Origin of the sequence: Burkholderia oklahomensis C6786 (assembly GCF_000959365.1) — a bacterium.
In the GTDB taxonomy this organism is placed as follows: domain Bacteria; phylum Pseudomonadota; class Gammaproteobacteria; order Burkholderiales; family Burkholderiaceae; genus Burkholderia; species Burkholderia oklahomensis.
This window is the reverse complement of the sequence record NZ_CP009555.1, coordinates 2,325,635-2,348,962: the sequence shown is the minus strand read 5'-3', so window position 1 is coordinate 2,348,962 and position 23,328 is coordinate 2,325,635. Positions and strand designations below refer to the sequence as shown.

Annotated in this window: 22 protein-coding genes; 6 read left to right on the top strand and 16 right to left on the bottom strand. The window is 68.3% G+C overall.

Annotated features, from left to right (window positions below; translation table 11 throughout):
- Positions 1-201: 201 nt before the first annotated feature.
- Positions 202-828 carry a bifunctional 4-hydroxy-2-oxoglutarate aldolase/2-dehydro-3-deoxy-phosphogluconate aldolase gene (gene eda / locus BG90_RS10625; protein ID WP_010106403.1) on the bottom strand — a complete coding sequence of 209 codons (627 nt, stop codon included), beginning with the start codon at positions 826-828 and terminating at the stop codon, positions 202-204.
- A gap of 19 nt (positions 829-847) precedes the next feature.
- Positions 848-2,701 carry a phosphogluconate dehydratase gene (gene edd / locus BG90_RS10620; protein ID WP_010117083.1) on the bottom strand — a complete coding sequence of 618 codons (1,854 nt, stop codon included), beginning with the start codon at positions 2,699-2,701 and terminating at the stop codon, positions 848-850.
- A gap of 298 nt (positions 2,702-2,999) precedes the next feature.
- Here edd and BG90_RS10615 point away from each other — a divergent pair, with 298 nt between their 5' ends.
- A complete protein-coding gene (locus BG90_RS10615; RefSeq protein ID WP_010117084.1) occupies positions 3,000-3,908 on the top strand; it encodes a MurR/RpiR family transcriptional regulator in 909 nt (302 codons plus the stop codon).
- Between the two features lie 240 nt (positions 3,909-4,148).
- Here BG90_RS10615 and BG90_RS10610 read toward each other — a convergent pair whose 3' ends face one another.
- From BG90_RS10610 to BG90_RS10570, 9 genes are all read right to left on the bottom strand, one after another.
- Entirely contained in the window at positions 4,149-4,571 is a 423-nt protein-coding gene (locus tag BG90_RS10610) for a CopD family protein (RefSeq protein ID WP_025989994.1), read from the bottom strand.
- Positions 4,572-4,587: 16 nt separating this feature from the next.
- Positions 4,588-5,859 (bottom strand): glutamate-5-semialdehyde dehydrogenase, encoded by a 1,272-nt coding sequence (locus BG90_RS10605; RefSeq protein WP_038802757.1) that lies wholly within the window; start codon positions 5,857-5,859, stop codon positions 4,588-4,590.
- Positions 5,860-6,010: 151 nt separating this feature from the next.
- Positions 6,011-7,099, bottom strand: a complete 1,089-nt coding sequence (gene holA, locus BG90_RS10600; protein WP_038802758.1) for a DNA polymerase III subunit delta — start codon at positions 7,097-7,099, stop codon at positions 6,011-6,013.
- 45 nt (positions 7,100-7,144) lie between these two features.
- A complete protein-coding gene (locus BG90_RS10595) occupies positions 7,145-7,696 on the bottom strand; it encodes an LPS-assembly lipoprotein LptE (protein ID WP_025989995.1) in 552 nt (183 codons plus the stop codon).
- A gap of 41 nt (positions 7,697-7,737) precedes the next feature.
- Positions 7,738-10,332 carry a leucine--tRNA ligase gene (leuS, locus tag BG90_RS10590; protein ID WP_010106424.1) on the bottom strand — a complete coding sequence of 865 codons (2,595 nt, stop codon included), beginning with the start codon at positions 10,330-10,332 and terminating at the stop codon, positions 7,738-7,740.
- A gap of 171 nt (positions 10,333-10,503) precedes the next feature.
- Positions 10,504-10,992, bottom strand: coding sequence for an ExbD/TolR family protein (locus BG90_RS10585; RefSeq protein ID WP_010117088.1), 489 nt, complete (start codon positions 10,990-10,992; stop codon positions 10,504-10,506).
- Positions 10,993-11,027: 35 nt separating this feature from the next.
- Positions 11,028-11,723 (bottom strand): MotA/TolQ/ExbB proton channel family protein, encoded by a 696-nt coding sequence (locus BG90_RS10580; RefSeq protein WP_045568131.1) that lies wholly within the window; start codon positions 11,721-11,723, stop codon positions 11,028-11,030.
- Between the two features lie 20 nt (positions 11,724-11,743).
- On the bottom strand, positions 11,744-12,541 hold the full coding sequence (gene dapB, locus BG90_RS10575) for a 4-hydroxy-tetrahydrodipicolinate reductase (protein ID WP_010106431.1): 798 nt from the start codon (positions 12,539-12,541) through the stop codon (positions 11,744-11,746).
- 74 nt (positions 12,542-12,615) lie between these two features.
- Positions 12,616-13,422, bottom strand: a complete 807-nt coding sequence (locus BG90_RS10570) for an outer membrane protein assembly factor BamE (RefSeq protein WP_038802760.1) — start codon at positions 13,420-13,422, stop codon at positions 12,616-12,618.
- A gap of 153 nt (positions 13,423-13,575) precedes the next feature.
- Here BG90_RS10570 and fur point away from each other — a divergent pair, with 153 nt between their 5' ends.
- On the top strand, positions 13,576-14,004 hold the full coding sequence (gene fur, locus BG90_RS10565) for a ferric iron uptake transcriptional regulator (RefSeq protein ID WP_010106437.1): 429 nt from the start codon (positions 13,576-13,578) through the stop codon (positions 14,002-14,004).
- A gap of 103 nt (positions 14,005-14,107) precedes the next feature.
- On the opposite strand, the gene BG90_RS10560 is transcribed toward fur, so the two are convergent.
- From BG90_RS10560 to BG90_RS10550, 3 genes are all read right to left on the bottom strand, one after another.
- Complete coding sequence (locus tag BG90_RS10560) at positions 14,108-14,632, bottom strand: ureidoglycolate lyase (protein ID WP_010106438.1); 525 nt, start codon at positions 14,630-14,632, stop codon at positions 14,108-14,110.
- A gap of 13 nt (positions 14,633-14,645) precedes the next feature.
- Positions 14,646-15,656 (bottom strand): allantoicase, encoded by a 1,011-nt coding sequence (gene alc, locus BG90_RS10555; protein ID WP_010106439.1) that lies wholly within the window; start codon positions 15,654-15,656, stop codon positions 14,646-14,648.
- Between the two features lie 111 nt (positions 15,657-15,767).
- Positions 15,768-17,090 (bottom strand): C4-dicarboxylate transporter DctA, encoded by a 1,323-nt coding sequence (locus tag BG90_RS10550; RefSeq protein WP_010117094.1) that lies wholly within the window; start codon positions 17,088-17,090, stop codon positions 15,768-15,770.
- Between the two features lie 244 nt (positions 17,091-17,334).
- On the opposite strand from BG90_RS10550, the gene BG90_RS10545 reads away from it, so the two are divergent.
- Complete coding sequence (locus tag BG90_RS10545; protein ID WP_010106442.1) at positions 17,335-18,027, top strand: FadR/GntR family transcriptional regulator; 693 nt, start codon at positions 17,335-17,337, stop codon at positions 18,025-18,027.
- Positions 18,028-18,327: 300 nt separating this feature from the next.
- Here BG90_RS10545 and cynR read toward each other — a convergent pair whose 3' ends face one another.
- Complete coding sequence (gene cynR / locus BG90_RS10535; RefSeq protein ID WP_010106447.1) at positions 18,328-19,263, bottom strand: transcriptional regulator CynR; 936 nt, start codon at positions 19,261-19,263, stop codon at positions 18,328-18,330.
- A 116-nt stretch (positions 19,264-19,379) separates the two neighbouring features.
- Between cynR and BG90_RS10530 the strand changes: the two genes are divergently transcribed.
- The 3 genes from BG90_RS10530 to BG90_RS10520 all read left to right on the top strand — a co-directional run bounded on the left by BG90_RS10530 (position 19,380) and on the right by BG90_RS10520 (position 21,933).
- Positions 19,380-20,039, top strand: coding sequence for a carbonic anhydrase (locus BG90_RS10530; protein ID WP_010106449.1), 660 nt, complete (start codon positions 19,380-19,382; stop codon positions 20,037-20,039).
- 107 nt (positions 20,040-20,146) lie between these two features.
- Positions 20,147-20,617, top strand: a complete 471-nt coding sequence (cynS, locus tag BG90_RS10525; protein ID WP_010106451.1) for a cyanase — start codon at positions 20,147-20,149, stop codon at positions 20,615-20,617.
- 116 nt (positions 20,618-20,733) lie between these two features.
- Positions 20,734-21,933, top strand: a complete 1,200-nt coding sequence (locus BG90_RS10520) for an MFS transporter (protein WP_010106453.1) — start codon at positions 20,734-20,736, stop codon at positions 21,931-21,933.
- Positions 21,934-22,239: 306 nt separating this feature from the next.
- Here the strand turns inward: BG90_RS10520 and gap are convergent, their stop codons facing one another.
- Complete coding sequence (gene gap / locus BG90_RS10515) at positions 22,240-23,250, bottom strand: type I glyceraldehyde-3-phosphate dehydrogenase (protein ID WP_010106455.1); 1,011 nt, start codon at positions 23,248-23,250, stop codon at positions 22,240-22,242.
- Positions 23,251-23,328: the final 78 nt, after the last annotated feature.

The following is a 23,328-nucleotide window of genomic DNA, read 5'->3' as shown; positions in this document are numbered from 1 at the left end:
TATCGGGCCGGACGCGGCGAGCCGCCGTCCGACTATGCAGGTCTCCGAAACGAGGCGGCTCGCCCGCCCGTCAGGACGCTGAATTTTACTTTTGTTTAACGGGCCGCGATAGAACCGGTTCCATAAGCAAAAACCCTCGGAAAAAACAACCAGATCGATTGTTTCATCCGAAGGTTTCCGCATGCGTTCATTCGGCGGCGTTCAGCGTGCGAGACTGCTCGCGGCCTGCGCGAGGCGCGTGACCTCCGCCCAGTCCTGCGCGGCGAGCGCCGCCTTCGGCGTCAGCCACGAGCCGCCGACGCACACGACGTTCGGCAGCTTCAGGAAGTTGGGCGCGGTCTCGGCGGTGATGCCGCCCGTCGGGCAGAACCTGAGCGTCGGGAACGGGCCGTGGAACGCCTGCAGCATCGGCACGCCGCCCGCCTGCTGCGCGGGGAAGAACTTGACGATCTCGTAGCCGAGCTCGAGCGCGACGATGATGTCGGTCGGCGTCATCACGCCGGGCAATAGCGGCAGGCCGGCGTCGACGGCCGCCTGGTGCATCTCCTTCGTCAGGCCGGGCGATACGCCGAACTTCGCGCCCGCCTGCTTCGCGAGCGCGCACTGCTCGGGCTTCGTGATCGTGCCGACGCCGACGACGATGTCGTCGGCAAGCTCGCTCGCGCGCCGGATCGCTTCGAGGCCGGCTGCCGTGCGCAGCGTGATCTCGAGCACCTTCACGCCGCCCGCGTGGAGCGCGCGCGACACTTGTTCGCCCTGTTCGGCCGAATCGAACGCGAGCACCGGAATCACCGGGCCCAGCTTCACGATCTCGCTAATCGTCTTCATCAATGCGACTCCTTTTCGCTTATACGGTGACGTGGGCCGCTTCGCCCACCAACGCGCCGAACACCGACGCGCCCTGTTCCGCCGGCGCGGCCGCCGCACGGAACACGCCGAACAACTCGCGGCCGAAGCCGACTTCGTTTTCTGCCTGATGCGCGGGCCGCGCGACCGCGCGCGCCGCCCACTGCGCGTCGTCGATGTCGACGTCGAGCACGCCGGCTTCCGCGTCGATCACGATCGTATCGCCGGTTTGCACCTTGCCGAGCGGGCCGCTCAACAGTGCCTCGGGCGACACGTGGATCACGGCCGGCACCTTGCCCGACGCACCCGACATCCGGCCGTCCGTCACGAGCGCGACGTGAAAGCCCTGGTCCTGCAGCACGCCGAGCAGCGGCGTGAGCCGATGCAGCTCCGGCATCCCGTTCGCGCGCGCGCCCTGGAAGCGCACCACCGCGACGAAATCGCGCTTCAACTCGCCCGCGTCGAACGCGGCCTGCACCGCTTCCTGCGAATCGAACACGATCGCCGGGGCCTTCACCCGGCGGTGCTCGGGCGCGACCGCCGAAATCTTGATCACGCCGCGGCCGAGACGCCCCTGCATCAGGCGCAGCCCGCCGTCCGGCTGGAACGGTGCGTCGATCGGCCGCAGCACCTTGTCGTCGGCGCTCGCGTCGACGCCCGGCACCCACGTCGGCTTGCCGTCGATGAGGCGCGGCTCGTGCGTGTAGTGCGCAAGCCCCTTGCCCGCGACCGTCGTCACGTCTTCGTGCAGCAGTCCGCCTTCGAGCAGGTTGCGCACGAGGAACGCGATGCCGCCCGCCGCGTGGAAATGGTTCACGTCGGCCTTGCCGTTCGGATAGATCTTCGCGAGGAGCGGCACCGCGGCCGACAGCGCGTCGAAGTCGTCCCAGTCGATCAGGACGCCCGCCGCGCGCGCGATCGCGACGAGGTGCAGCGTGTGGTTCGTCGAGCCGCCCGTCGCGAGCAGCGCGACGATCCCGTTGACGATCGCCTTCTCGTCGATCACGTGGCCGATCGGCGTGTAGTTGCCGCGCTCGACCGTCAGATCGAGCACGCGGCGCGCGGCCTCGGCCGTCAGCGCATCGCGCAGCGGCGTGTGCGGATGAATGAACGCCGCGCCCGGCAGATGCAGCCCCATCACTTCCATCAGCATCTGGTTGCTGTTCGCGGTGCCGTAGAACGTGCAGGTGCCGTGGCCGTGATACGCAGCCGATTCCGCTTCGAGCAGCGCGTCGCGGCCGACCTGGCCGGTCGCGAACTGCTGGCGGATCTTTGCCTTGTCGTCGTTCGAGAGGCCGCTCGTCATCGGGCCGGCCGGCACGAAGATCGTCGGCAGATGGCCGAACTGCAGCGCGCCGATCAAGAGACCCGGCACGATCTTGTCGCAGATGCCGAGACAAAGGGCCGCATCGAACATGTTGTGCGTGAGCGCGACCGCCGTGCTCATCGCGATCACTTCGCGCGAGAAGAGCGACAGCTCCATCCCCGGATTGCCCTGCGTGACGCCGTCGCACATCGCCGGCACGCCGCCCGCGAATTGCGCGACGCCGCCGCGCTCGCGCGCGGCCGTCTTGATGATGTCGGGGAAGTTCTTGTACGGCGCGTGCGCAGACAGCATCTCGTTGTACGCCGACACGATGCCGATGTTCGGCTCGCGAATCGCCTTGATCGCGAACTTGTCGCTGCCTTCGAGGCCCGCGAAGCCGTGCGCGAGGTTCGCGCACGACAGCGCGCCGCGCGCCGGAAAGCGGCCTTGCGCGGCGTCGATGCGGGCGAGATAGGCTTGGCGGGTCGGTCGGCTGCGCGCGATCACGCGCTCGGTGACGGACGCAAGAGTGGGGTGCAGCGTGGCCATGCTGGGCGCTCCTCACATGAGCCGGGCGAGGCCGGCAAGCTGGAATCGTGGGGACGTCCGACTCGGCGGACGAACGGCGCGAGTTTAGTAGAAAAACTACAAGCCCGCAATCTCGCAGCGCAGCAAGGCAATCGATAACGAAACGCTATTGCCTATAAATACAGGATACGTACCTAGCGTTAACCCTGACCCATCGCAATCTCCGTCACTCGAATCGCTAGAAAATTCTTGTAGATTTTCTACAAAACAATCGCGATACTAGCCGTCCATTCCGTCATTCCACGCGCCCTTTCGCACCATGCTTCCCCGTATCGAGGCGATCCGCGCCCAGCTCCGCCCGTCCGAGCGCAAGCTTGCCGACTTCGTGCTCGCCGCGCCGCGCGAGGTGCTCGATCTGTCGATGACCGAGCTCGCCGCCCTCGCGGGCGCGAGCCAGCCGACGATCGCGCGCTTTTGCCAGGCGCTCGGCTGCAGCGGCTTTCGCGAGTTCAAGATCCGGCTCGCGCAAAGCGTCGCGCCGGGCGTCGCGTCGGTCTATCGCGACGTCGAGCCCGACGAGCGCGCGCCCGGCATCATCGGCAAGGTGTTCGACCGCACGATCGGCGCGCTGATCGAGGTGCGCAACAACCTGTCGGCGACGAGCGTCGCCGATGCGATCGATCTGCTGTCGCGCGCGTCGCGGATCGAGTTCTACGGCGCGGGCGGCTCCGGCATCGCCGCGCAGGACATCCAGCACAAGTTCTTCCGGCTCGGCGTGCCGAGCGTCGCGTATTCGGATCCGCACACGTTCTCGATGTCGGCGGCGCTCCTCGGCGCGAACGACGTCGTCGTCGCGATCTCGAACACCGGACGCACGCGCGACATCGTCGACGCCGCGCGCGCGGCGCTCGCGTGCGGCGCGAAGGTCGTCTCGATCACGCACAGCCACTCGCCGCTCGCGCAGCTCTCGACAGTGAGCCTCGCGTCGAACGTCGCCGAGGAAACCGACGTGTTCTCGCCGATGACATCGCGGATGTCGCATCTCGCGATCGGCGACATTCTCGCGGTCGGCGTCGCGCTGCGGCGCGGCCCCGAGCTCGTCGACCGGCTCGGCCGCGCGAAGGAGGCGATCACGCGGCGGCGGATCGGTGCCGATGCGAAGGCGGCGAAGGATGCGCCCAAGGACGCGGTGAAGATCGCGCGGGACGTCGAGGGCGTGAAAGACTAGAGGCGCGCACGATTCCGACGCGTGAGCCTTGAGCCTTGAGCCTTGAGCCTTGAGCCTTGAGCCGGAGCCATGCGCCGGAGCCGACAGCGCGACGGCCACCCGGCGTGCGCCGCCGCCACTTCGCCCGACTCGACTCCCAACGAAAAAGCCCCGGCCGCAGGGACCGGGGCTTTCTAGACGGCAAATCCGCCGAAACGGTGACGGGCCAGCGACAGCGGCCGCGCCGCCCGCCGCCCGCGCTCAGAACGGCTTGATCACCGCGAGCGCGACGGCCGCGAGCATCCCGAGCACCGGCAGCTCGTTGAACACGCGATACCACTTGTCCGAGCGGCGGTTCTCGCCGCGCTCGAACACCTTCAGCAGATGCCCGCAGTATGCGTGATACACGATGAGCAGCAGCACGACCGCGAGCTTCGCGTGCATCCATCCCTGCCCCTGCCCGATGCCGATCACGAGCCACAGCCACAGGCCGCACGCGAGCGCCGGCACGGCGATGATCGTCATGAAGCGGAACAGCTTGCGCGCCATCGCGAGCAGACGCCCGAGCGCGGCGGGATCGGTCTCCATCGCGAGGTTCACGTAGATGCGCGGCAGATAGAAGAGCCCCGCGAACCACGACGCGATCAGCACGATATGGAAGGTCTTGACCCAGAGCATTGCCATCGATCGGTCGCCTCCGTCACTGACGCCCTTCGCCGTGCCCGAGCACCACGTACTTCAGCGACGTGAGCCCTTCGAGCCCGACCGGGCCGCGCGCGTGCAGCTTGTCGTTCGAGATGCCGATCTCCGCGCCGAGGCCGAACTCGAAGCCGTCGGCGAAGCGCGTCGACGCGTTCACCATCACGCTCGCCGAATCGACCTCGCGCAAGAAGCGCATCGCGCGGTCGTGATCTTCGGTGACGATCGCGTCGGTGTGATGGGAGCCGTAATGATTGATGTGCTCGATTGCCGCATCGATGCCGTCGACGATCTTGATCGCGAGCACGGGCGCGAGATATTCGGTGCGCCAGTCGTCCTCGGTTGCGTCGACGAGCGGGCCGACGCCTGCCGCCTCAAGCACCGCGCGCGCGTCCGGATCGACGCGCAGCTCGACGTCCTTCTCGCGATACAGCCGGCCGAGCGGCGACAGCACGGCGGGCGCGATCCCGCGCGCGACGAGCAGCGTCTCCATCGTGTTGCACGTGCCGTAGCGGTGCGTCTTCGCGTTGTCGCAGACGGTGAGCGCCTTCGTCAGATTCGCGCGATCGTCGACGTACACGTGGCAGATGCCGTCGAGATGCTTGATCATCGGCACGCGCGCCTCGTTGATCAGGCGCTCGATCAGGCTCTTGCCGCCGCGCGGCACGATCACGTCGACGTACTCGGTCATCGTGATCAGCTTGCCGACCGCCGCGCGATCGGCCGTCTCGACGACCTGCACCGCGTCCTGCGGCAGCCCCGCCGCCTCGAGCCCCTCGCCGATCAGCTTCGCGAGCGCCGTGTTCGATTCGAGCGCTTCCGAGCCGCCGCGCAGGATCGTCGCGTTGCCGGACTTCAGGCAGAGCGCGGCCGCGTCGATCGTCACGTTCGGCCGCGACTCGTAGATGATCCCGATCACGCCGAGCGGCACGCGCATCTGGCCGACCTGGATGCCGCTCGGGCGGTACTTGAGGTTGCTGATCTCGCCGATCGGATCCGGCAGCGTCGCAACCTGGCGCAGCCCTTCGATCATCGTCTTCAGCGCCTTGTCGGACAGCGTCAGACGATCGACGAACGCCGCGTCGAGGCCCTTCTCCTTCGCGCGCGCGACGTCGCGCGCGTTGGCGGCCTTCAGCGCGTCGGCGTCGCGCGCGATCGCCTGCGCGACCGCTTCGAGCGCGGCGTTCTTCGCCGCGGTGGACGCGCGCGCGATTGCGCGCGAGGCGCGCCGCGCGCGGCGGCCGACGTCCGTCATGTACTGATCGATATCCATCGTGAGACTCGCAATGCAAGCCGCGTCGAGCGGCGGAAAAACGATTGTCGGAAAACCGGCGGCGCGCCGGGCGCCGGGCGCCGCGCCGGCAGTCGCGCGGCGGCGCGCAGCCGCTTCATGCCGGATTGTAAGCGCCGGCGCGAAAGCGCGCTCAGGCCGGCCGGCGCGGCGTATCGCCGCCTGGCCCGGCCGCGCGCGCGACCGTCATCGCGAGCTGGAACAGGCCGTCCCACGGGTCCGGCGGCGGCTCGCCGCGCGCCGGGCCGCGCGACACCGCGGCGAGCCCCTTGACCTGCCGATCGAGTCGCGCGGCGAATGCGAGCGCGTGCTCGAGCGCCGCTTCGGACACGCGCGAGAGCGCGGGCCCGACGAGCCGCTCGCGCGGCCCCCACACGCGGTTCTCGCGCACGAGCACCGCAAGCGGCTTGCCGGCCGCGACGCCGCGCTTGATCTTGAGCAGCGTGCGCAGCTCCTCGACGACCGCCCACAGCACGAGCACGAGCGCCTCGCCCTCGCCTTTCAGGCCGTCGATCATCCGCGCGAGCCGCGCGGCGTCGCCCGCGAGCATCGCTTCGTTGAGCTTGAACACGTCGTAGCGCGCGACGTTCAGCACCGCATCCTGGATCTGCTCGAACGTCAGCGTGCCGGCCGGATACAGCAGGCCGAGCTTCTGGATCTCCTGGTGCGCGGCGAGCAGATTGCCCTCGACGCGCTCGGCGACGAACGCGAGCGCGCGCCGTCCGTCCTCGCCCGGCGCGACCCGCTGGCCCTGCAGCGCGAGCCGCTGGCCGATCCAGTTCGGCAATTGCGCGCGGTCGACCGGATCGACCTTCAGCGCGACGCCCGCGTTCAGGAGCGCGGTGAACCACGCGGACTTCTGCGTCGCCGAATCGAGCCGCGGCAGCGTGACGAGCATCAGCACGTCCGGGTTGTCCGCGCCGGCGAGCGTCTTCAGCGCGTCGGCGCCGTCCTTGCCGGGCTTGCCGGACGGAATCCGCAGCTCGACCAGTTGCCGGTCGCCGAACAGCGACATCGCCTGGCTCGCGCCGATCAGCGTGCTCCAGTCGAAGCCGCGCTCGACGGTATGCACCGAGCGCTCGGTGAAGCCCGCCGCGCGCGCGGCCGCGCGGATCCGGTCGCACGCCTCCTGCGCGAGCAGCGGCTCGTCGCCGTAGACGACGTACAGTCCGGCGAGCCCTTTCGCGAGATGCGGCTCCAGCGCGTCAAGTCGCAGTTGCATCGATTCCTGCGCTCATCGTTGAACAAGACATGGAAAACGCGGCGATCACAGCGGCGGCGGCGGCAGCGGCGCGCGCGGCGCGACGGCGGGCACGCCCTGGCCCGGCTCCGGATGCAGCGAGCGCACGATCGCGAGACGGCGCATCAGCTGATCGATCGCGTCGCTCTGCATGTCCGCGAACAGGATCTCGGACTCCTGCGCCTTCGCGTTCGTGTACTGCGCGCTGTACGTCATCGCGCGGTTGAGCGCGATCGTGCTCGGCGGGATCAGCGCGGTGCCGTCCTTGCCGAACAGCGTGTAGTTCAGCGAGTAGTTGAGCTGGTACTCCTGGACCGTGCCGAACCGGTCGAGCGTCAGCGTGCCCTGCCCGCGCGACTCGGACACGTTGAGCACCGCGTCCGCCTCGTCGGCCGTCTTGACGATCTTCGTGTCGCTGCCGGCCTCGACGAGACGCGTGAGCCGCGCCGCCGCGGCGGGCGGCGCACCGGCGATGAACAGACGCTTGAACGCGTAGTCCTGCTGCCCGCGCAGCTTGAAACCGCACGCGGACAGCAGCGCCGCGCTGCCCACGAGCATCAAAAACGATCTGCGGATCACCTTCGCTCCTTGCTGATGCGTGCCTGCGCCGCCGTGCGCCGTCAGACGACGACGTTCACGAGACGACCGGGCACGACAATGATCTTCTTCGCCGGCTTGCCTTCGGCGAACTTCGCGAACATCTCGTCGGCGACCGCCGCCGCCTCGATTGCGTCGCGGCTCGCGTCCTTCGCGACCTTCAGCGCGCCGCGCACCTTGCCGTTCACCTGCAGCACGAGCTCGATCTCGGCCTGCTCGAGCGCGGCTTCGTCGACCTTCGGCCACGGGGCGTCGAGGATCGGACCGAACTCGTCCGCGTAGCCGAGCGCCTTCCACAGCTCGAACGTGACGTGCGGCACGACCGGATACAGCACGCGCAGCAGCACGCCGTAGGTCTCGCGCAGCACGGCGGGCGTCGCGCTCTTCGCGGCGTCGAGCGCGTTCAGCATCTTCATCGCGGCCGACACGACCGTGTTGTACTGCAGACGCTGGTAGTCGAAGTCGGCCTGCTTCAGCACGCCGTGGATCTCGCGGCGCAGCGTCTTGTCGGCTTCGCCGAGCTGCGCGACGTCGAACGTCGCGCGCGCGGCGAGCGCGTCGCCGTTCGCATGGCCGAAGCCCCACACGCGGCGCAGGAAGCGGCTCGCGCCCTCGACGCCCGCGCCCGACCATTCGAGCTGCTGCTCGGGCGGCGCCGCGAACATCGTGAAGAGACGCGCGGTGTCGGCGCCGTAATGGTCGATCAGCATCTGCGGATCGACGCCGTTGTTCTTCGACTTCGACATCTTCTCGATGCCGCCGAGCACTACCGGCTGGTCGTCCGATTTCAGCACAGCGCCGACAGGCCGGCCCTTGTCGTCGAACGACACGGTGACGTCGGCCGGGTTGTACCAGGTCTTCTTGCCCGACGCGTCCTCGCGATAGAACGTCTCGTTGAGCACCATCCCCTGCGTGAGCAGGTTCTTCGCCGGCTCGCCGAATTTCACGAGGCCGAGGTCGCGCATCACCTTCGCCCAGAAGCGCGAGTACAAGAGGTGCAGGATCGCGTGCTCGATGCCGCCGATGTATTGATCCATCGGCATCCAGTAGTCGGTGCGCGCATCGACCATCGTCCCGGCATCCGGCGCCGCGTAGCGCGAGAAGTACCACGCCGAATCGACGAACGTGTCCATCGTGTCGGTTTCGCGCTTCGCGGCCGCGCCGCATTTCGGGCACGTGCAGTTCACGAACGCTTCGGACTTCGCGAGCGGGTTGCCCGTGCCGTCCGGCACGAGGTCTTCCGGCAGCACGACGGGCAGATCCTGTTCCGGCACCGGCACGTCGCCGCACGACGGGCAGTGGATGATCGGAATCGGCGTGCCCCAGTAGCGCTGACGCGAAATGCCCCAGTCGCGCAGGCGATACGTGACCTGCTTGTCGCCGAAGCCGCCCGCCTTCAGGTCGGCCGCGATCGCGTCGACGGCCGCTTCGTATGCGAGGCCGTCGTACTTGCCGCTGCTCACGCAGACGGCGCGCGTCTTGTCGCCGTACCATTCCTGCCAGGCGTCGGTCGAGTACGCCTCGCCCTCCGCCGCGATCACCTGCTTGATCGGCAGGCCGTACTTCTTCGCGAACGCGAAGTCGCGCTCGTCGTGCGCGGGCACGCCCATCACCGCGCCTTCGCCGTAGCTCATCAGCACGTAGTTGCCGATCCACACCTCGACGGACTCGCCCGTCAGCGGATGCGATACCGTAAAGCCCGTTGCGACGCCCTTTTTCTCCATCGTCGCGATGTCGGCCTCGGCGACGCCGCCGCGCTTGCATTCGTCGATGAACGCCTGCAACTCGGGCTTGTCCCGCGCGAGGTGCGACGCGAGCGGATGCTCGGCCGCGATCGCGCAGAACGTGACGCCCATGATCGTGTCGGCGCGCGTCGTGAACACGCGCAGCAGCTTCTTCTCGCCGTCGAGCTCGTACGGGAAGCCGAAGTTCACGCCGAAGCTCTTGCCGATCCAGTTCTGCTGCATGATCTTCACGCGCTCGGGCCAGCCGAGGCCGTCGAGATCGTTCAGCAGCTCATCCGCGTACTGCGTGATCCGCATGTAGTACATCGGGATCTCGCGCTTCTCGACGAGCGCGCCCGAGCGCCAGCCGCGCCCGTCGATCACCTGCTCGTTCGCGAGCACGGTCTGGTCGACCGGGTCCCAGTTCACGGTGCCCGTCTTCTTGTACGCGATGCCCTTCTCGAGCATCTTCAGGAACAGCCACTGGTTCCACCTGTAGTAGTCGGGCTTGCAGGTCGTGACCTCGCGCGACCAGTCGATCGCGAGACCCATCGACTGCATCTGCTTCTTCATGTACGCGATGTTGTCGTACGTCCACTGCGCGGGCGGCACGCCGTTCGCCATCGCGGCGTTCTCGGCCGGCATCCCGAACGCGTCCCAGCCCATCGGCATCAGCGTGTTGTAGCCGTTCATCCGCAGATAGCGGTACATCACGTCGTTGATCGTGTAGTTGCGCACGTGACCCATGTGCAGCTTGCCGGACGGATAAGGCAGCATCGACACGCAGTAGAACTTCTTGCGCTCCGTGTCTTCCTTCGAACGGTAGGCATCGGCTGCGCGCCAGTCGCTCTGGGCGGCGGCTTCGACGTCGGCGGGTACGTATCTTTCGTGCATGGTTGTGGTTCGGGCTGGGCGTTGAGCGGCGCGCGACGCGAGGCGCCGAGCGCGCGCGCTCGAGTGGATCGAAAGTCGCGCTTCCCCGGCGGCCGGGGGCGGCGCGGGGAAAACGTCGATTATACCGTCCGCGCCGGCCGGCAAGGCCGTCCGCGCGGCTGGGGACGGCGATCAGCGCGGCGCGGACGGCGCGAGCGGCGATTGCGGCTGCGGCGACGACTGCGGCGACGGCCGCGCGGGCGGCTTCGCGGACGCGTCGGTGACGAAGCCGATCCGCGCGATGCCCGCCTGCTGCGCCGCGCCCATCACCTGCGCGATCGAGTCGTAGCGGGCGGCGCGCGCGGCGCGCAGATGCAGCTCCGGATCCTTGCCGCCCGCCGCCGCGTCGCGCAGCCGCGCGGCGAGCGTGTCGAACGCGACGGGCGCGTCGTTCCAGTACAGCTTGCCCGCCGCGTCGATCGACACCGTGATCGTCTCGGGCGTCTCGCGCGCGGGCGCCGCCGCGACCTTCGGCAAATCGAGCCGGATCGCGTGCGTGAGGAGCGGCGCCGTGATGATGAAAATGACGAGCAGGACGAGCATCACGTCGATGAGCGGCGTCATGTTGATGTCCGCCATCGGCTGCGATGTGTGCTGGTGATCGAGTCCGCCGAACGCCATGCCGCCTCCTCGCTGGATCGGGATCGAAACGCCGCCTAAGCGGTGGCGGCCGGGGTGGCGGCCGGCTCGCCGCAGACGAACACGTGCAGATCGCGCGCGAAGCCGTCGAGCTCCTCGACGAGTTGGCGCACGAGCCGCCCGAGAATGTTGTACGCGAGCACCGCCGGAATCGCGACGACGAGGCCGAACGCGGTCATGATGAGCGCCTCGCCGACCGGGCCGGCGACGTTCTCGATCTGCGCCTGCCCGCTCGCCGCGATGCTGCCGAGCGCGTGATAGATCCCCCAGACGGTGCCGAGCAGGCCGACGAACGGCGCGGTGCTGCCGATCGACGCGAGCAGCACCTGGCCGAACTCGAGCCGCCGCTGCGACGTGCGCAGCGCGTGGCGCAGCGCGCGCAGCACCCGCTCGCCGCGCTCGACGCGGGCGGCGAGCGCCCGCGGCTCGGTGCGCGACGCGGCGTCGGCGTCGCGCGCGGCCTCCGCGAGCGGCGCGAACACGCGCTCCTTGTCGGTCGCGCGCAGTGCGGCGATCCCGTCGTCGAGCGTCGCCGCCCGCCAGAACGCGGCGAGCGCGGCGGGCCCCTGGCGCTTCGCGCGCACGAGCACCCACGCCTTCACGAGCAGGAAGCACCAGCTCGCGACCGACATCGCGAGCAGCACGTACGCGACCGCGTGCGTGACCGCGTCGCCGCTCTCGAGGTAATGGAGGATGCCGGTCGGGATCGCCATCGGTGCCCGCGGGGTGACGCTCAGCGCAGGCCGAGCACGTCCTGCATGTCGAAGAAGCCGGTCGCGTGGCCGGCGAGGAAGCGCGCCGCGCGCAGCGAGCCCTGCGCATACGACACGCGGCTCGCCGACTTGTGCGTGATCTCGATGCGCTCGCCAATGCCGGCGAAGAGCACCGTGTGATCGCCGACGATGTCGCCGCCGCGGATCGCCGAGAAACCGATCGTCGACGGATCGCGCTCGCCCGTCACGCCGTGGCGGCCGTAGACCGCGCAATCGTCGAGCGAGCGGCCGAGCGCGGCCGCGATCGTCTCGCCCATCATCAGCGCGGTGCCGGACGGCGCGTCGACCTTGTGCCGATGGTGCGCCTCGACGATCTCGATGTCGTAGCCCTGTGCGAACTGCTTCGCCGCGAATTCGAGCAGCTTCATCGTGACGTTCACGCCGACGCTCATGTTCGCCGAGAACACGAGCGCGATCTTCTCGCCCGCCGCGCGCAGACTCTCCTTCTGCGGCTCGCTGAAGCCCGTCGTGCCGATCACGAGCTTCACGTCGTGGCGCAGCGCGGCGTCCAGGTGGACGAGCGTGCCTTCGGGTCGGGTGAAGTCGATCAGGTAGTCGGCCTCGGCGCACACGCGCTCGAGATCGTCGGTGAGCGCGATTCCGGTTTGCTTGCCGAGGAATGCGCCCGCGTCCTGGCCGAGCTGCGGCGAGTCCGCGCGGTCGAGCGCGCCGACGAGCGTCGCGTCGGGCGCGGCGAGCACCGCTTCGATCAGCATCCGGCCCATCCGGCCCGACGCACCAGCAATCGCAATCTTCATGGACGACATGCGCTACCTGCTACGAATGAAAGACGGGCGGCGCATGCCGCCCCGGTTTGATTCGGACTGGCGGATCAACCGCCCGTTCCCTGCGCGCCGGATGCGGGCGCCGGCGCCGTGAGCGGCTGGTTCGGCAGGCTGTCGGCGCCCTGCGGGCCGACCGGCTGGCTCGCGCCGCCGGGCGTCGGCGGCGGAGGCGGACGATGGAACTGGAACTGCGGCTGGATCGCGGGAGCCGCGCCGGGCGGCAGGCCGCCCGGGGTCGGCGCGTTCGGCGCCGCCTGCGCGGACGGCGAGAAGCGGCCCGCCGCGCCGCCCTGGCCCTGCACCTGCGCGGTCGCGCGGTTCGCCGCGCGCGCCGCCTGCGCGTTCGCGTCGCTCTGGTCCGCCGCCTGCTCGGCCTCGGGAACCGGAGCCGCCGCGGCGACTTCCGACGCGGCGGCGGCGCTCGCGGCCACGGCCGCTGCCGCCTTTTTCGCCTTGTTGCCGCGGCGATCGCCGTCGATGTCGGCGAGCAGATCGAGCTCGGACGGCAGGTTGTCGGCGCCCGACCAGCTCGCGAGGCGATCGCCCGAGAAGTTCAGCACGAGATCGCGCTGCTGGACGACCGACGTCGAGCCGCGCTTGAAGTAGAAGATGTAATCCCAGCGATCCGCATGGAACATGTCGGTCAGGAGCGGCGTGCCGAGGAGCGCGCGCACCTGGTCCCGCGACATGCCGGCCTGGAGCTGCGAGGCCTTTTCCTGCGACACGAAGTTGCCCTGGACGACGGTGATCCGATATGGCGTGATGCTTTGAGCGATCCGCTGAGTCACGCTGTCGTACGACGAACAGGCGGCCAGTCCGACCACGGCGACAGCTGCGATGACGGTGCTCCGCATGCGGCTCCTCTGAAGTTGCAAAAGAGATCTTGGAATCATTTCCCTCACCGTGCTGGCCCTTGTCCGAGGCCGCGCGAGAATGTCACAGATGACTGAAAAGGCGAAAAGCCGGTACTATTGAAGCCCTGCATTGTACTCTAGGGACGCCTAGCCATGACCAATCCCACCGATCTCAAAAACATCGGGCTCAAGGCCACCCTACCGCGCCTCAAGATTCTCGAAATTTTCCAGCAGAGCCCGGTGCGCCACCTGACGGCTGAAGACGTCTATCGCAACCTGCTGCACGAGGAGCTCGACATCGGTCTCGCGACCGTCTACCGCGTGCTCACCCAGTTCGAGCAGGCAGGCCTGCTGTCGCGCAGCAACTTCGAATCCGGCAAGGCCGTGTTCGAGCTGAACGAAGGCTCGCACCACGACCACCTCGTGTGCCTCGACTGCGGCCGCGTCGAAGAGTTCTTCGACGCCGAGATCGAAACCCGTCAACAATCGATCGCCAAGGAACGCGGCTTCAAGCTGCAGGAGCATTCGCTCGCGATGTACGGCTCGTGCACGACGGAAAACTGCCCGTATCGCAAGCACTGAGCGCAACCCGAACGCCTGCGGCGCGGCACGCCCGCCGCGCATGCGAAAGGCCCGGCCGGCGCAAGCCTGACCGGGCCTTTTTGCGTCGCACGCAGCGTGCGCGTCAGGCGGCGTTCGCGCGCGCGTCGTCCGCGACGAGCCGCCAGCGCGCTTCGAGCGCGATCTCGTCGCAGTTCGGCTGCGCGCCGCCGCGGTCGACCACGACGAAGTCGCTGACCGCGTCGAGCGCGAGGAGCGGATGGTGCCAGACGCCCTTCGCGTAATTGACGCCTTGCCAGCCCTGCGCAAGAAACGCGCGCATCCGGGTCGGATCGAATTCGCCGGCCGGCGCGACGACGATCGCGTAGCGCGCGACCGCCGCGAGCGGCACGAACGCCTGGCTGCCGAGCGGATGGCGCTCCATCATGTCGATCTCGATCGGCCACGCGCGCGGCTGCGCGCGAAACAGGCTGACGAGCGGCCGCCCGCCCGCTTCGGCGACGTCGATCGACGCGAGATCGTGAAAGCGCTCGGTCGTCCCGCCGTTGATCAGGATGCGGCGCGCGCCGGCCAGCTCGATCACGTCGCCGAACGGCGCAAACGCTTCGCGCGTCAGGCGCTCGAGGCGCAAGGTATGCAGCGTCTCCATGCGCTTCCTCCCGTTACGCGAGCTCGCCCCAGAGACGCAGCCGCGACACGCCGCCGTCCGGATGGATGTTCAAGCGCACATGCGTGACGGGGCCGAGCGCGGCGAGTTCCGCCTCGAACGTGTGCACGCTGTCCATCTTGAGCTGGCGCTCGCCGAGCAGCGTGGGCCAGAACATCGCCTGCGTGACGAGCGACGCGTCGGTGCCGCCCGCGACGCGCGCCGCCTGCAGCGAGCAGCGATCCGGAAAATTGCCCTTGAAGTGCGCGGTATCGACTTCGACCCTGCGAATCACGCCCGGCCGCGCGAGCGCGACGATCGCCCAGTCGTTGCCGGGCTCGCGGCGGCGGCGGGTCTCCCAGCCGTCGCCCATGTTCACGCCGCGCCCGGGCATCAGCATCCGCGACGCCGGCCCGAAGTGCTCGTTGTTCGCGGCGACGAGGTACGCGCCGTTCTCGATCGCGGCGAGGTCGACGAGCTCGCCGCTCGCAGCGCGGCTCCAGTCGCGCTGCGGCTGGCCGTACACGCGCAGCCGCGCGAGCCCGCCGTCCGGATACAGGTTCACGCGCAGATGCGTATAGGCCTGCGGATTGCTCACCTCGACGTAGTGATGCTGGTTGCCCGACAGCGTCATCGCGGGCACGAGCACCTGCCAGTCGGCATCGTCGGGCGGCGTGTCCGCGTCCGACACGCACGCGTCGATCGACGCCGCGGGCGGGAAATTGCCGGTGAAGTGGCTCGTGTCGAGGTCGACGCCGTGCACGACGCCCGGCCGCGCGAGCCTCACCACGCAGAAGTCGTGGCCCGTCGTGCGCTTTCTGCGCGTCTCCCAGCCGTCCATCCACTTGCCGTGGTCGTCGTACTTGCCGGGAATGAACACGGCGGGCTCCGGATCGAGCATCCGCTCCTTCGGCGCGAAGAATTCGTCGCTCGCGAAGAGCGCCTTCGCACCCAGGCGCGGATCGGCGAGATTCATGTAGCGGCGCGTGAACGCGGGCGCGTTCGGATCGAGAATCGGGGCGGCCATGTCGTCTCCTATTGTTGAATGTGCATCCGAAAAGCTGAAAACCGGAAAACCTGAAACACGAAGCGCCGGCGCGAACCGCCGCGCCGGCGCGCGATGCCGGGCGGCGCGGCGTCAGAGCGCGTGCGCGCCGCCATCCGCGATCGCGCCGTTCGAGCCTTCCTCGCCCGCCGGCACGTAGCGCAGTTCCTCGTTCAGCACGCGCTTCGCGCGTGCCTTGTCGATGTCGTTCTCCCACACGGCGACGACGATCGTCGCGACGCAGTTGCCGAGCAGGTTCGTGAGCGCGCGGGCGATGCCGACGAACCAGTCGACGGGCAGGATCAGCACGAGGCCGAGCACGGGCAGCGCGGGGATCGCCGACAGCGTCGCGGCGAGAATCACGATCGCCGAGCCGGGAATCCCGTGGGCGCCCTTCGACGTGATGAGCGACACGAGCAGCACGACGATCAGGTCGTGCATCGACAGCGGCGTGTTGGTCGCCTGCGCGATGAAGAGCACGGCGAGCGTCAGGTAGATCGAGAAGCCGTCGAGGTTGAACGAGTAGCCGGTCGGGATCACGAGGCCGACCGTCGAATCCTTCACGCCGAGCCATTCGAGCTTGCGCATCACCTGCGGCAGCACGGCGTCCGACGACGCGGTGCCGAGCACGATCAGCAGCTCTTCGCGCAGATAGCGGATCAGCTTGAACACCGAGAAGCCCGCGAGCTTCATCACCACGCCGAGCACGATCGCGACGAACGCGGCGCAGCTCACGTAGAACACGATCACGAGGAGTCCGAGCTGCTTGAGCGACGCGACGCCGTACTTGCCGGTCGTGAACGCGATCGCGCCGAGCACGCCGAGCGGCGCGAGCTTGATGATAAAGCCCATCACGCGGAAGAACACATGCGCGAATTCGTCGATCAGCGTGTTCACGCGCTTCGCCTTGTCGCCGAGGAGCGACAGCGCGGAGCCGAACAGCACCGAGAACACGAGGATCTGCAGGATGTCGCCCTTCGCGAACGCGTCGAACGCGGTCTCGGGGATGATCTTCAGCAGATAGCCCGCCGTGTCCTTCAGGCTCTGCGCGTTCTTCGCGTAATCGGCGAGCGACGCGGGATCGAGCGTGTGCAGATCGACGTTCATCCCGACGCCCGGCTTCGTCAGATACGCGAGCACGAGGCCGATGCCGAGCGCGAGCGTCGTCATCGCTTCGAAGTAGACGATGGCCTTCAGGCCGACACGGCCGACCTTCTTCAGATCGCCTGCGTTCGCCATTCCGCTCACCACGACGCAGAACACGATCGGCCCGATCACCATCTTGATCAGCTTCAGGAACCCGTCACCCAGCGGTCGCAGCGACTGCGCGAAGTGCGGGAAAAAGGCGCCGAGCGCCACGCCGATCAAAAGCGCGATGACCACTCGACCAAACAGCGAATTGAGAAACTTCGACACGGCGTTCTCCCGTCACAACGGTTGCGGATTCCTCTGTTCATACTGGTCCGACCAGTACTGTTATGGACGATAGTAGGAAGCCGATATAGTCGAGTCAAGAACGTCAGAAATAGGGATTACCCGTGCTATTCGACGGCGATTTCGATACCGCGGCGCACGCCGGGTCATCGCTTTCCCGAAACAGGAGCGCGCGCGCCGGGGGGCGGTTTACAATGCCGGTCAGACCGCGCAATCGATCAATCGCATGAAGAACGTTCCGCACACCGTCACCGACGCCGCCATCGCCACGATTCGCGACCGGATCGAGGGCGGCTTCTATCCCGTCGGCAGCCTGTTGCCCGCGCAACGTCAATTGTCTGACGAACTGGAGATCAGCCGTGCGTCGCTGCGCGAGGCGCTGTCGACGCTCGAAGCGCTCGGGATGCTGCGCATCCGTCCGGGCAAGGGCGTGTACGTCGAGAGCGCGCAGGCGAACGCCGCGCATGCCTGGCGCTTCGCCGAGCAATCGTCGCTGCCCGACACCTATCAGATGCGCTTCGCGCTCGAAGGCTTCGCCGCGCGGATGGCCGCGCTCGCCGTCAGCGAGCAGGATCTCGCGTGGTTCGAGGAGAACGTCGCCGCGCTGCAGGAAGCGCTCGCGAACGACGAGCTCGACTACGCGTCGCAGCTCGACTTCGACTTTCACATGCGGATCGTCAATCTTGCCGGCAACGCGGCGATCGAGTCGATCCTGCGCGGCAGCGCGGACATCATGAAGGAAAGCCAGCGGATGCCGTTCTATCGGCGCGAGCTCGTGCTGTCGACGTATCACGAGCATCGCGCGATTCTCGACGCGCTGATCGCGAAGAACCCCGCCGCCGCGGGCGCGGCGATCGAAGCGCACATCTCGAACGCCGCGCAGCGCGCGGGCGTGTTCTTTCCTACGCCGAAGGGCTGACGCGCGGCGGGCGGCGCGCCGGCAGTCCGTTCGCCACGCGTCGTCGGAACGTGCGGCGCATTCAACGCGTTCGCTTTTTCCGCTGCGTCGCGCTCCACGGATCGCTCGGCTTCGCGCATCGTCTTCTATGGTTCGGCGGCCGGCGATCCGCAACGACGATGCGCGCGTCGCGCGATGCTTCGGATTCCCCATGTTTTCGGCGCGAATCGCGCATCGAAGCCGCTTCGTCCTTCGATACCGCTTCGCCGATTGAACGCGCCGCATGGAGACGTCGCGCACGAGGCTCGGTGCGCTTCGCGCCTACTCGTCGTCCGCCGATGCCTCGTCGCCCCCTGACGCGCCGCCGCCCTTGCCGACTTCACGCCGCCTCGCCAGCGCATAGTCGATGAACGCGCGCATCGCCGCGCTTCGATAACCGCCCTTGCGCGTCAGCAGCGCGGCGGTGCGCCGCGGCAGCGGCGGCTCGAGCCGGATCGCGCACAAGTCGTCTCGACGCGCGGCGATCGCCGACGGCAGCACCGTCGCGATCCGGCCGCCGCGCACCATCTCGAGCATCGCGCTGATCGAGTTCACCTCGATCGCGACGCGCGGCGTCACGCCGTTGCGATGGAAATACTGATCGACCTTGCTGCGCGTCGCGAACGCGCGGCTCAGCAGAATCAGCGGCTCGTCGCCGGCCTCGTCGGGCGAAAGCGGCTTGCGGCGCCGCGCATAGCGGTGCGCGCGGCCGACGACGAGCGCGAGCGTCTCGATCCACAGCGGCGTCGCTTCGATTTCCGGCGACTGCGTCGGGTCGAACGCGATCCCGACGTCGAGCTCGTCGTCGGCGAGCAGCGGCTCGATCTGCTCCTGCGGCATCTCGCGGATCGTCAGCTTCAGGTTCGGATAGCGCGCGTTGAAGCCGTCGATCAGCCAGCCGATCAGGTATGCGGAGAAGGTCGGCGTCATCGCGAGCCGCAGCGAACCGCTCTGCAGATTCTCGACGTCGTGCACCGCGCGCCGCCCGGCCTCCAGCTGCTGCAGCGCGGCCCGCGCGTGCCGCGCATACGCGGCGCCGAACTCGGTCAGCCGTACCGTGCGCGCCGAGCGGTCGAACAGTTGCACGCCGAGCGCGTCCTCGAGCTGCCGGATCTGCTGCGACAGCGTCGGCTGCGACACGTGCAGCGACTCGGCCGCGCGCGTGAAATTCCCCCGCTCGGCGACGGCGAGGAAATAGCGGAGATGTCGAAGCAGCATCGCGTCCCATGTATTGGTTATACCTATGCGAACAATAATAAACCGGTCTTGGACGCTATGGATCGTTTGCCTCATCCTTCGGTCATCGGCTCTCGCCATCGACCAAGGAGCACACGATGCAGGACATCATCGAAGGATTTCTGAAGTTCCAGCGCGACGCGTTTCCTCAGCGCTCCGCATTGTTCAAGCGCCTCGCCGCGAGCCAGCGGCCGCGCGCGCTCTTCATCTCGTGCTCGGACAGCCGCCTCGTGCCCGAGCTCGTCACGCAGCGCGAGCCGGGCGACCTGTTCGTGATCCGCAACGCGGGCAACATCGTGCCGTCGTTCGGCCCCGAGCCGGGCGGCGTGTCGGCGTCCGTCGAATACGCGGTCGCCGTGCTCGAAGTCGCGGACGTCGTCGTGTGCGGGCACTCGGACTGCGGCGCGATGACCGCGATCGCGTCGTGCGCGTGCCTCGACCATCTGCCCGCCGTGCGCGGCTGGCTGCGCTACGCGGACGCCGCGAAATGCGTGAACGAAGCGCGCGAGCATGCAGGCGAGCAGGCGCGCGTCGATTCGATGGTGCGCGAAAACGTCGTCGCGCAGCTCGCGAACCTCAACACGCACCCTTCCGTGCGGCTCGCGATCGAGCAAGGGCGCCTCGCGCTGCACGGCTGGGTGTACGACATCGAAACCGGCTCGATCGACGCGCTCGACGGCGCGACGGGCCGCTTCGTCTCGCTCGCCGACCATCCGGACGTGCGCGCGACGCCGCCGCGGCTCGATCGCGCCGCGTGACGCGTGACGCGTGACACATGACGCGTGACGCAGGTCGCGCAGCGCGTGTCGCGTCCCGCGGCGGCAATCTCCGTTCCCTTACCGATCACTCACCGCAAGGAGTCCATATGACCCAATCGCAACACAGCCAGTCCGCGCGCCAGGCGCTCACCGACCGCATCGTCGACGCGAAGACGCGCAAGAACCTCACGTTCGAGCAGATCAACGAAGGCACCGGCCTGAGCGTCGCGTTCACGACGGCCGCGCTGCTCGGCCAGCATCCGCTGCCCGCCGACGCCGCGCGCGTCGTCGCCGCGAAGCTCGACCTCGACGACGACGCGGTGCGCCTGCTGCAGACGATCCCCGTGCGCGGCAGCATCCCGGGCGGCATCCCGACCGATCCGACGATCTACCGTTTCTACGAGATCGTGCAGGTTTACGGCTCGACGCTGAAGGCACTGATCCACGAGCAGTTCGGCGACGGCATCGTCAGCGCGATCAACTTCAAGCTCGACATCAAGAAGGTCGACGATCCGGAAGGCGGCTCGCGCGCCGTCATCACGCTCGACGGCAAGTATCTGCCGACGAAGCCGTTCTGATCGCCGCTCCGACGTGCAGCGCGCTGCGGCGGGCCGGCCTCACGCGGCCCGCCGCGCGCCGCTCGCTTCGGTTTCGTTCGTCTCCCCCGACTCCATCCTTCTTCGCTACGCACCCCATGAATACCGTCACCGCCACCCCGCCCGCGCTGACGCGCGGGATGACGCTGCTGTTCGCGTGCGCTTGCGGCATCGTCATCGGCAACCTCTACTACGCGCAGCCGCTCCTCGCGGCGATCGCATCGAGCTTCGGGCGCAAGCCGGCCGAGCTCGGCTACCTCGTCACGCTGACCCAGCTCGGCTATGCGTGCAGCCTGCTCGTCGTCGTGCCGCTCGGCGACGTCGTCAATCGCCACGCGCTGATCGTGCGGCTGCTGTGCGCGAACGTCGTCGCGCTCGTCGCGGTCGCGTCGAGCACGAGCTACGGCTTCTTCATCGCGGCGAACGTATGCGTCGGCTTCGTCACGTGCTCGACGCAGTTGCTCGTGCCGTTCGCCGCATCGCTCGCCGACGACGCATCGCGCGGCCGCGCGGTCGGCACCGTGATGAGCGGTCTCTTGCTCGGCATCCTGCTCGCGCGCGTCGTGTCGGGCGCGATCGCCGACTGGCTCGGCTGGCGCGCCGTCTACGCAATCGCGGCGGCGGTCGTGCTCGCGCTCGCCGGTGTGCTCGCGACGAAACTGCCGAAGGACCGCCGCACCGCGCGCCTCGATTATCGAAAGCTGATGGGCTCGCTCGCGACGCTCGTGCGCAGCGAGCCGACGCTCGCGCTGCGCTCCGCGTACGGCGCACTCGTGTTCGCGTGCTTCAGCCTGCTGTGGACGGGCCTCACGTTCCTCTTGAGCGCGCCGCCCTATCGCTTCAGCGAAGGCGCGATCGGTCTGTTCGGCGTCGTCGGCGCGATGGGCGCGCTCGCGGCGGGCGCGGCGGGCCGGCTCGTCGACCGCGGCCACGCCCATGCGGCGACGGGCCTCTTCGCGGCCGCCGTGCTCGCATCGTTCGCGTTCATCGCGGCGGGCGCGCAGTCGCTCGTCGCGCTCGTCGCGGGCATCCTGCTGCTCGACGTCGGCGTACAAGGGCTGCACATCTCGAACCAGAGCGTCATCTATGCGCTCGCCACCGACGCGCGCAGCCGCATCACGACCGTCTATCTGACGAGCTACTTCATCGGCGGCGCGCTCGGCTCGGCCGTCGCGAGCGCCGCGTACCGCTTCGACGGCTGGCGCGGCGTGTGCACCGCGGGCGGCGCGCTGTCGAGCATGCTCGTCGCGCTGTGGTGCGTGGCGCACGGCATGCGCGCGAGGCGCGCGGCGCGCTGACGGGCGCGCGTCGGGCATCCGGCGTCGGGCCCGGACGTCGAGCGCCCGGCTTCGGGCTTCGGGCTTCGGGCTTCGGGCTTCGGGCTTCGGACCATTAGATCGTCGGGTTGCCGGGTTGTCGATGCCCGCGCGGGACGCGATGCCTGCATCGGAGACAGCGTGACGACGATCGCCGCATCCGTCGCCGTCGAACAGCAACGCATCGACGAAAAAAAACCGCGCCGATGAAAACTCATCGGCGCGGTTCGTTCGAGCCGTCGCTTCCGGCACGCCGCGGCGCGCGGAAGCGAGCGTCCCGCTGCGGGCTTACTTCGCGTTCGCGAGTGCGATTGCCGTGTCCAGCATGCGGTTCGAGAAGCCCCACTCGTTGTCGTACCAGCTCGACACCTTGACGAGACGGCCCGACACCTTCGTCAGCGTCGCGTCGAACGTCGACGAAGCCGGGTTGTGGTTGAAGTCGATCGACACGAGCGGCGCATCGTTGTAGCCGAGGATGCCCTTCAGCGCGCCTTCCGACGCTTCCTTCATGATCGCGTTGACTTCCTCGACCGTCGTGTCGCGCTTCGCGATGAACGACAGGTCGACGATCGACACGTTGATGGTCGGGACGCGAATCGCGTAGCCGTCGAGCTTGCCGTTCAGCTCCGGCAGCACGAGGCCGACCGCGGCCGCCGCACCCGTCTTCGTCGGGATCTGGCTGTGCGTCGCCGAGCGCGCGCGGCGCAGGTCTTCGTGGTAGACGTCCGTCAGCACCTGGTCGTTCGTGTACGCGTGGATCGTCGTCATCAGGCCGGTTTCGAGGCCGATCTTGTCGTTCAGCGGCTTGACGAGCGGAGCCAGGCAGTTCGTCGTGCACGATGCGTTCGAGATCACCGTGTGCTCGGCCTTCAGCACGTCGTGGTTCACGCCGTAGACGATCGTCGCGTCGACGTCCTTGCCGCCCGGCGCCGAGATGATCACCTTCTTCGCGCCGCCCTTCAGGTGCGCGCTCGCCTTTTCCTTCGACGTGAAGAAGCCCGTGCATTCCATCACGACGTCGACGCCCAGCTCGCCCCACGGCAGCTCGGCCGGGTTGCGGTTCGCGAGCACGCGGATCTTGTCGCCGTTGACGACGAGGTAGTCGCCGTCGACCTTCACTTCGCCCGGAAACTTGCCATGCGCAGTGTCGTACTGCGTCAGGTGCGCGTTCGTCTTCGCGTCGCCCAGATCGTTGATCGCAACGATCTCGAGATCGTGCTTCTTGCCGTTTTCGTAGAAAGCGCGCAGCGTGTTGCGGCCGATGCGGCCGTAACCGTTGATTGCAACGCGAATCGTCATGATGTATCTCCTGATGGCTGAAAAAATACTTCGTGCAGCTTCACGCGCGCCCGGCCGGCGCGGGGCGCGGCCGTCCGG

Coding starts and splice junctions, on each gene's coding strand:
- BG90_RS10580 (WP_045568131.1), bottom strand. CDS start 11,723: ATGGCGATCCCGACCGGCATCCTCCATTACCTCGAGAGCGGCGACGCG.
- BG90_RS10605 (WP_038802757.1), bottom strand. CDS start 5,859: ATGGATATCGATCAGTACATGACGGACGTCGGCCGCCGCGCGCGGCGC.
- dapB (WP_010106431.1), bottom strand. CDS start 12,541: ATGAAGATTGCGATTGCTGGTGCGTCGGGCCGGATGGGCCGGATGCTG.
- BG90_RS10560 (WP_010106438.1), bottom strand. CDS start 14,632: ATGGAGACGCTGCATACCTTGCGCCTCGAGCGCCTGACGCGCGAAGCG.
- cynS (WP_010106451.1), top strand. CDS start 20,147: ATGACCCAATCGCAACACAGCCAGTCCGCGCGCCAGGCGCTCACCGAC.
- fur (WP_010106437.1), top strand. CDS start 13,576: ATGACCAATCCCACCGATCTCAAAAACATCGGGCTCAAGGCCACCCTA.
- BG90_RS10530 (WP_010106449.1), top strand. CDS start 19,380: ATGCAGGACATCATCGAAGGATTTCTGAAGTTCCAGCGCGACGCGTTT.
- alc (WP_010106439.1), bottom strand. CDS start 15,656: ATGGCCGCCCCGATTCTCGATCCGAACGCGCCCGCGTTCACGCGCCGC.
- BG90_RS10545 (WP_010106442.1), top strand. CDS start 17,335: ATGAAGAACGTTCCGCACACCGTCACCGACGCCGCCATCGCCACGATT.
- edd (WP_010117083.1), bottom strand. CDS start 2,701: ATGGCCACGCTGCACCCCACTCTTGCGTCCGTCACCGAGCGCGTGATC.
- BG90_RS10615 (WP_010117084.1), top strand. CDS start 3,000: ATGCTTCCCCGTATCGAGGCGATCCGCGCCCAGCTCCGCCCGTCCGAG.
- BG90_RS10610 (WP_025989994.1), bottom strand. CDS start 4,571: ATGGCAATGCTCTGGGTCAAGACCTTCCATATCGTGCTGATCGCGTCG.
- cynR (WP_010106447.1), bottom strand. CDS start 19,263: ATGCTGCTTCGACATCTCCGCTATTTCCTCGCCGTCGCCGAGCGGGGG.
- gap (WP_010106455.1), bottom strand. CDS start 23,250: ATGACGATTCGCGTTGCAATCAACGGTTACGGCCGCATCGGCCGCAAC.
- leuS (WP_010106424.1), bottom strand. CDS start 10,332: ATGCACGAAAGATACGTACCCGCCGACGTCGAAGCCGCCGCCCAGAGC.
- BG90_RS10570 (WP_038802760.1), bottom strand. CDS start 13,422: ATGCGGAGCACCGTCATCGCAGCTGTCGCCGTGGTCGGACTGGCCGCC.
- BG90_RS10520 (WP_010106453.1), top strand. CDS start 20,734: ATGAATACCGTCACCGCCACCCCGCCCGCGCTGACGCGCGGGATGACG.
- holA (WP_038802758.1), bottom strand. CDS start 7,099: ATGCAACTGCGACTTGACGCGCTGGAGCCGCATCTCGCGAAAGGGCTC.
- eda (WP_010106403.1), bottom strand. CDS start 828: ATGAAGACGATTAGCGAGATCGTGAAGCTGGGCCCGGTGATTCCGGTG.
- BG90_RS10585 (WP_010117088.1), bottom strand. CDS start 10,992: ATGGCGTTCGGCGGACTCGATCACCAGCACACATCGCAGCCGATGGCG.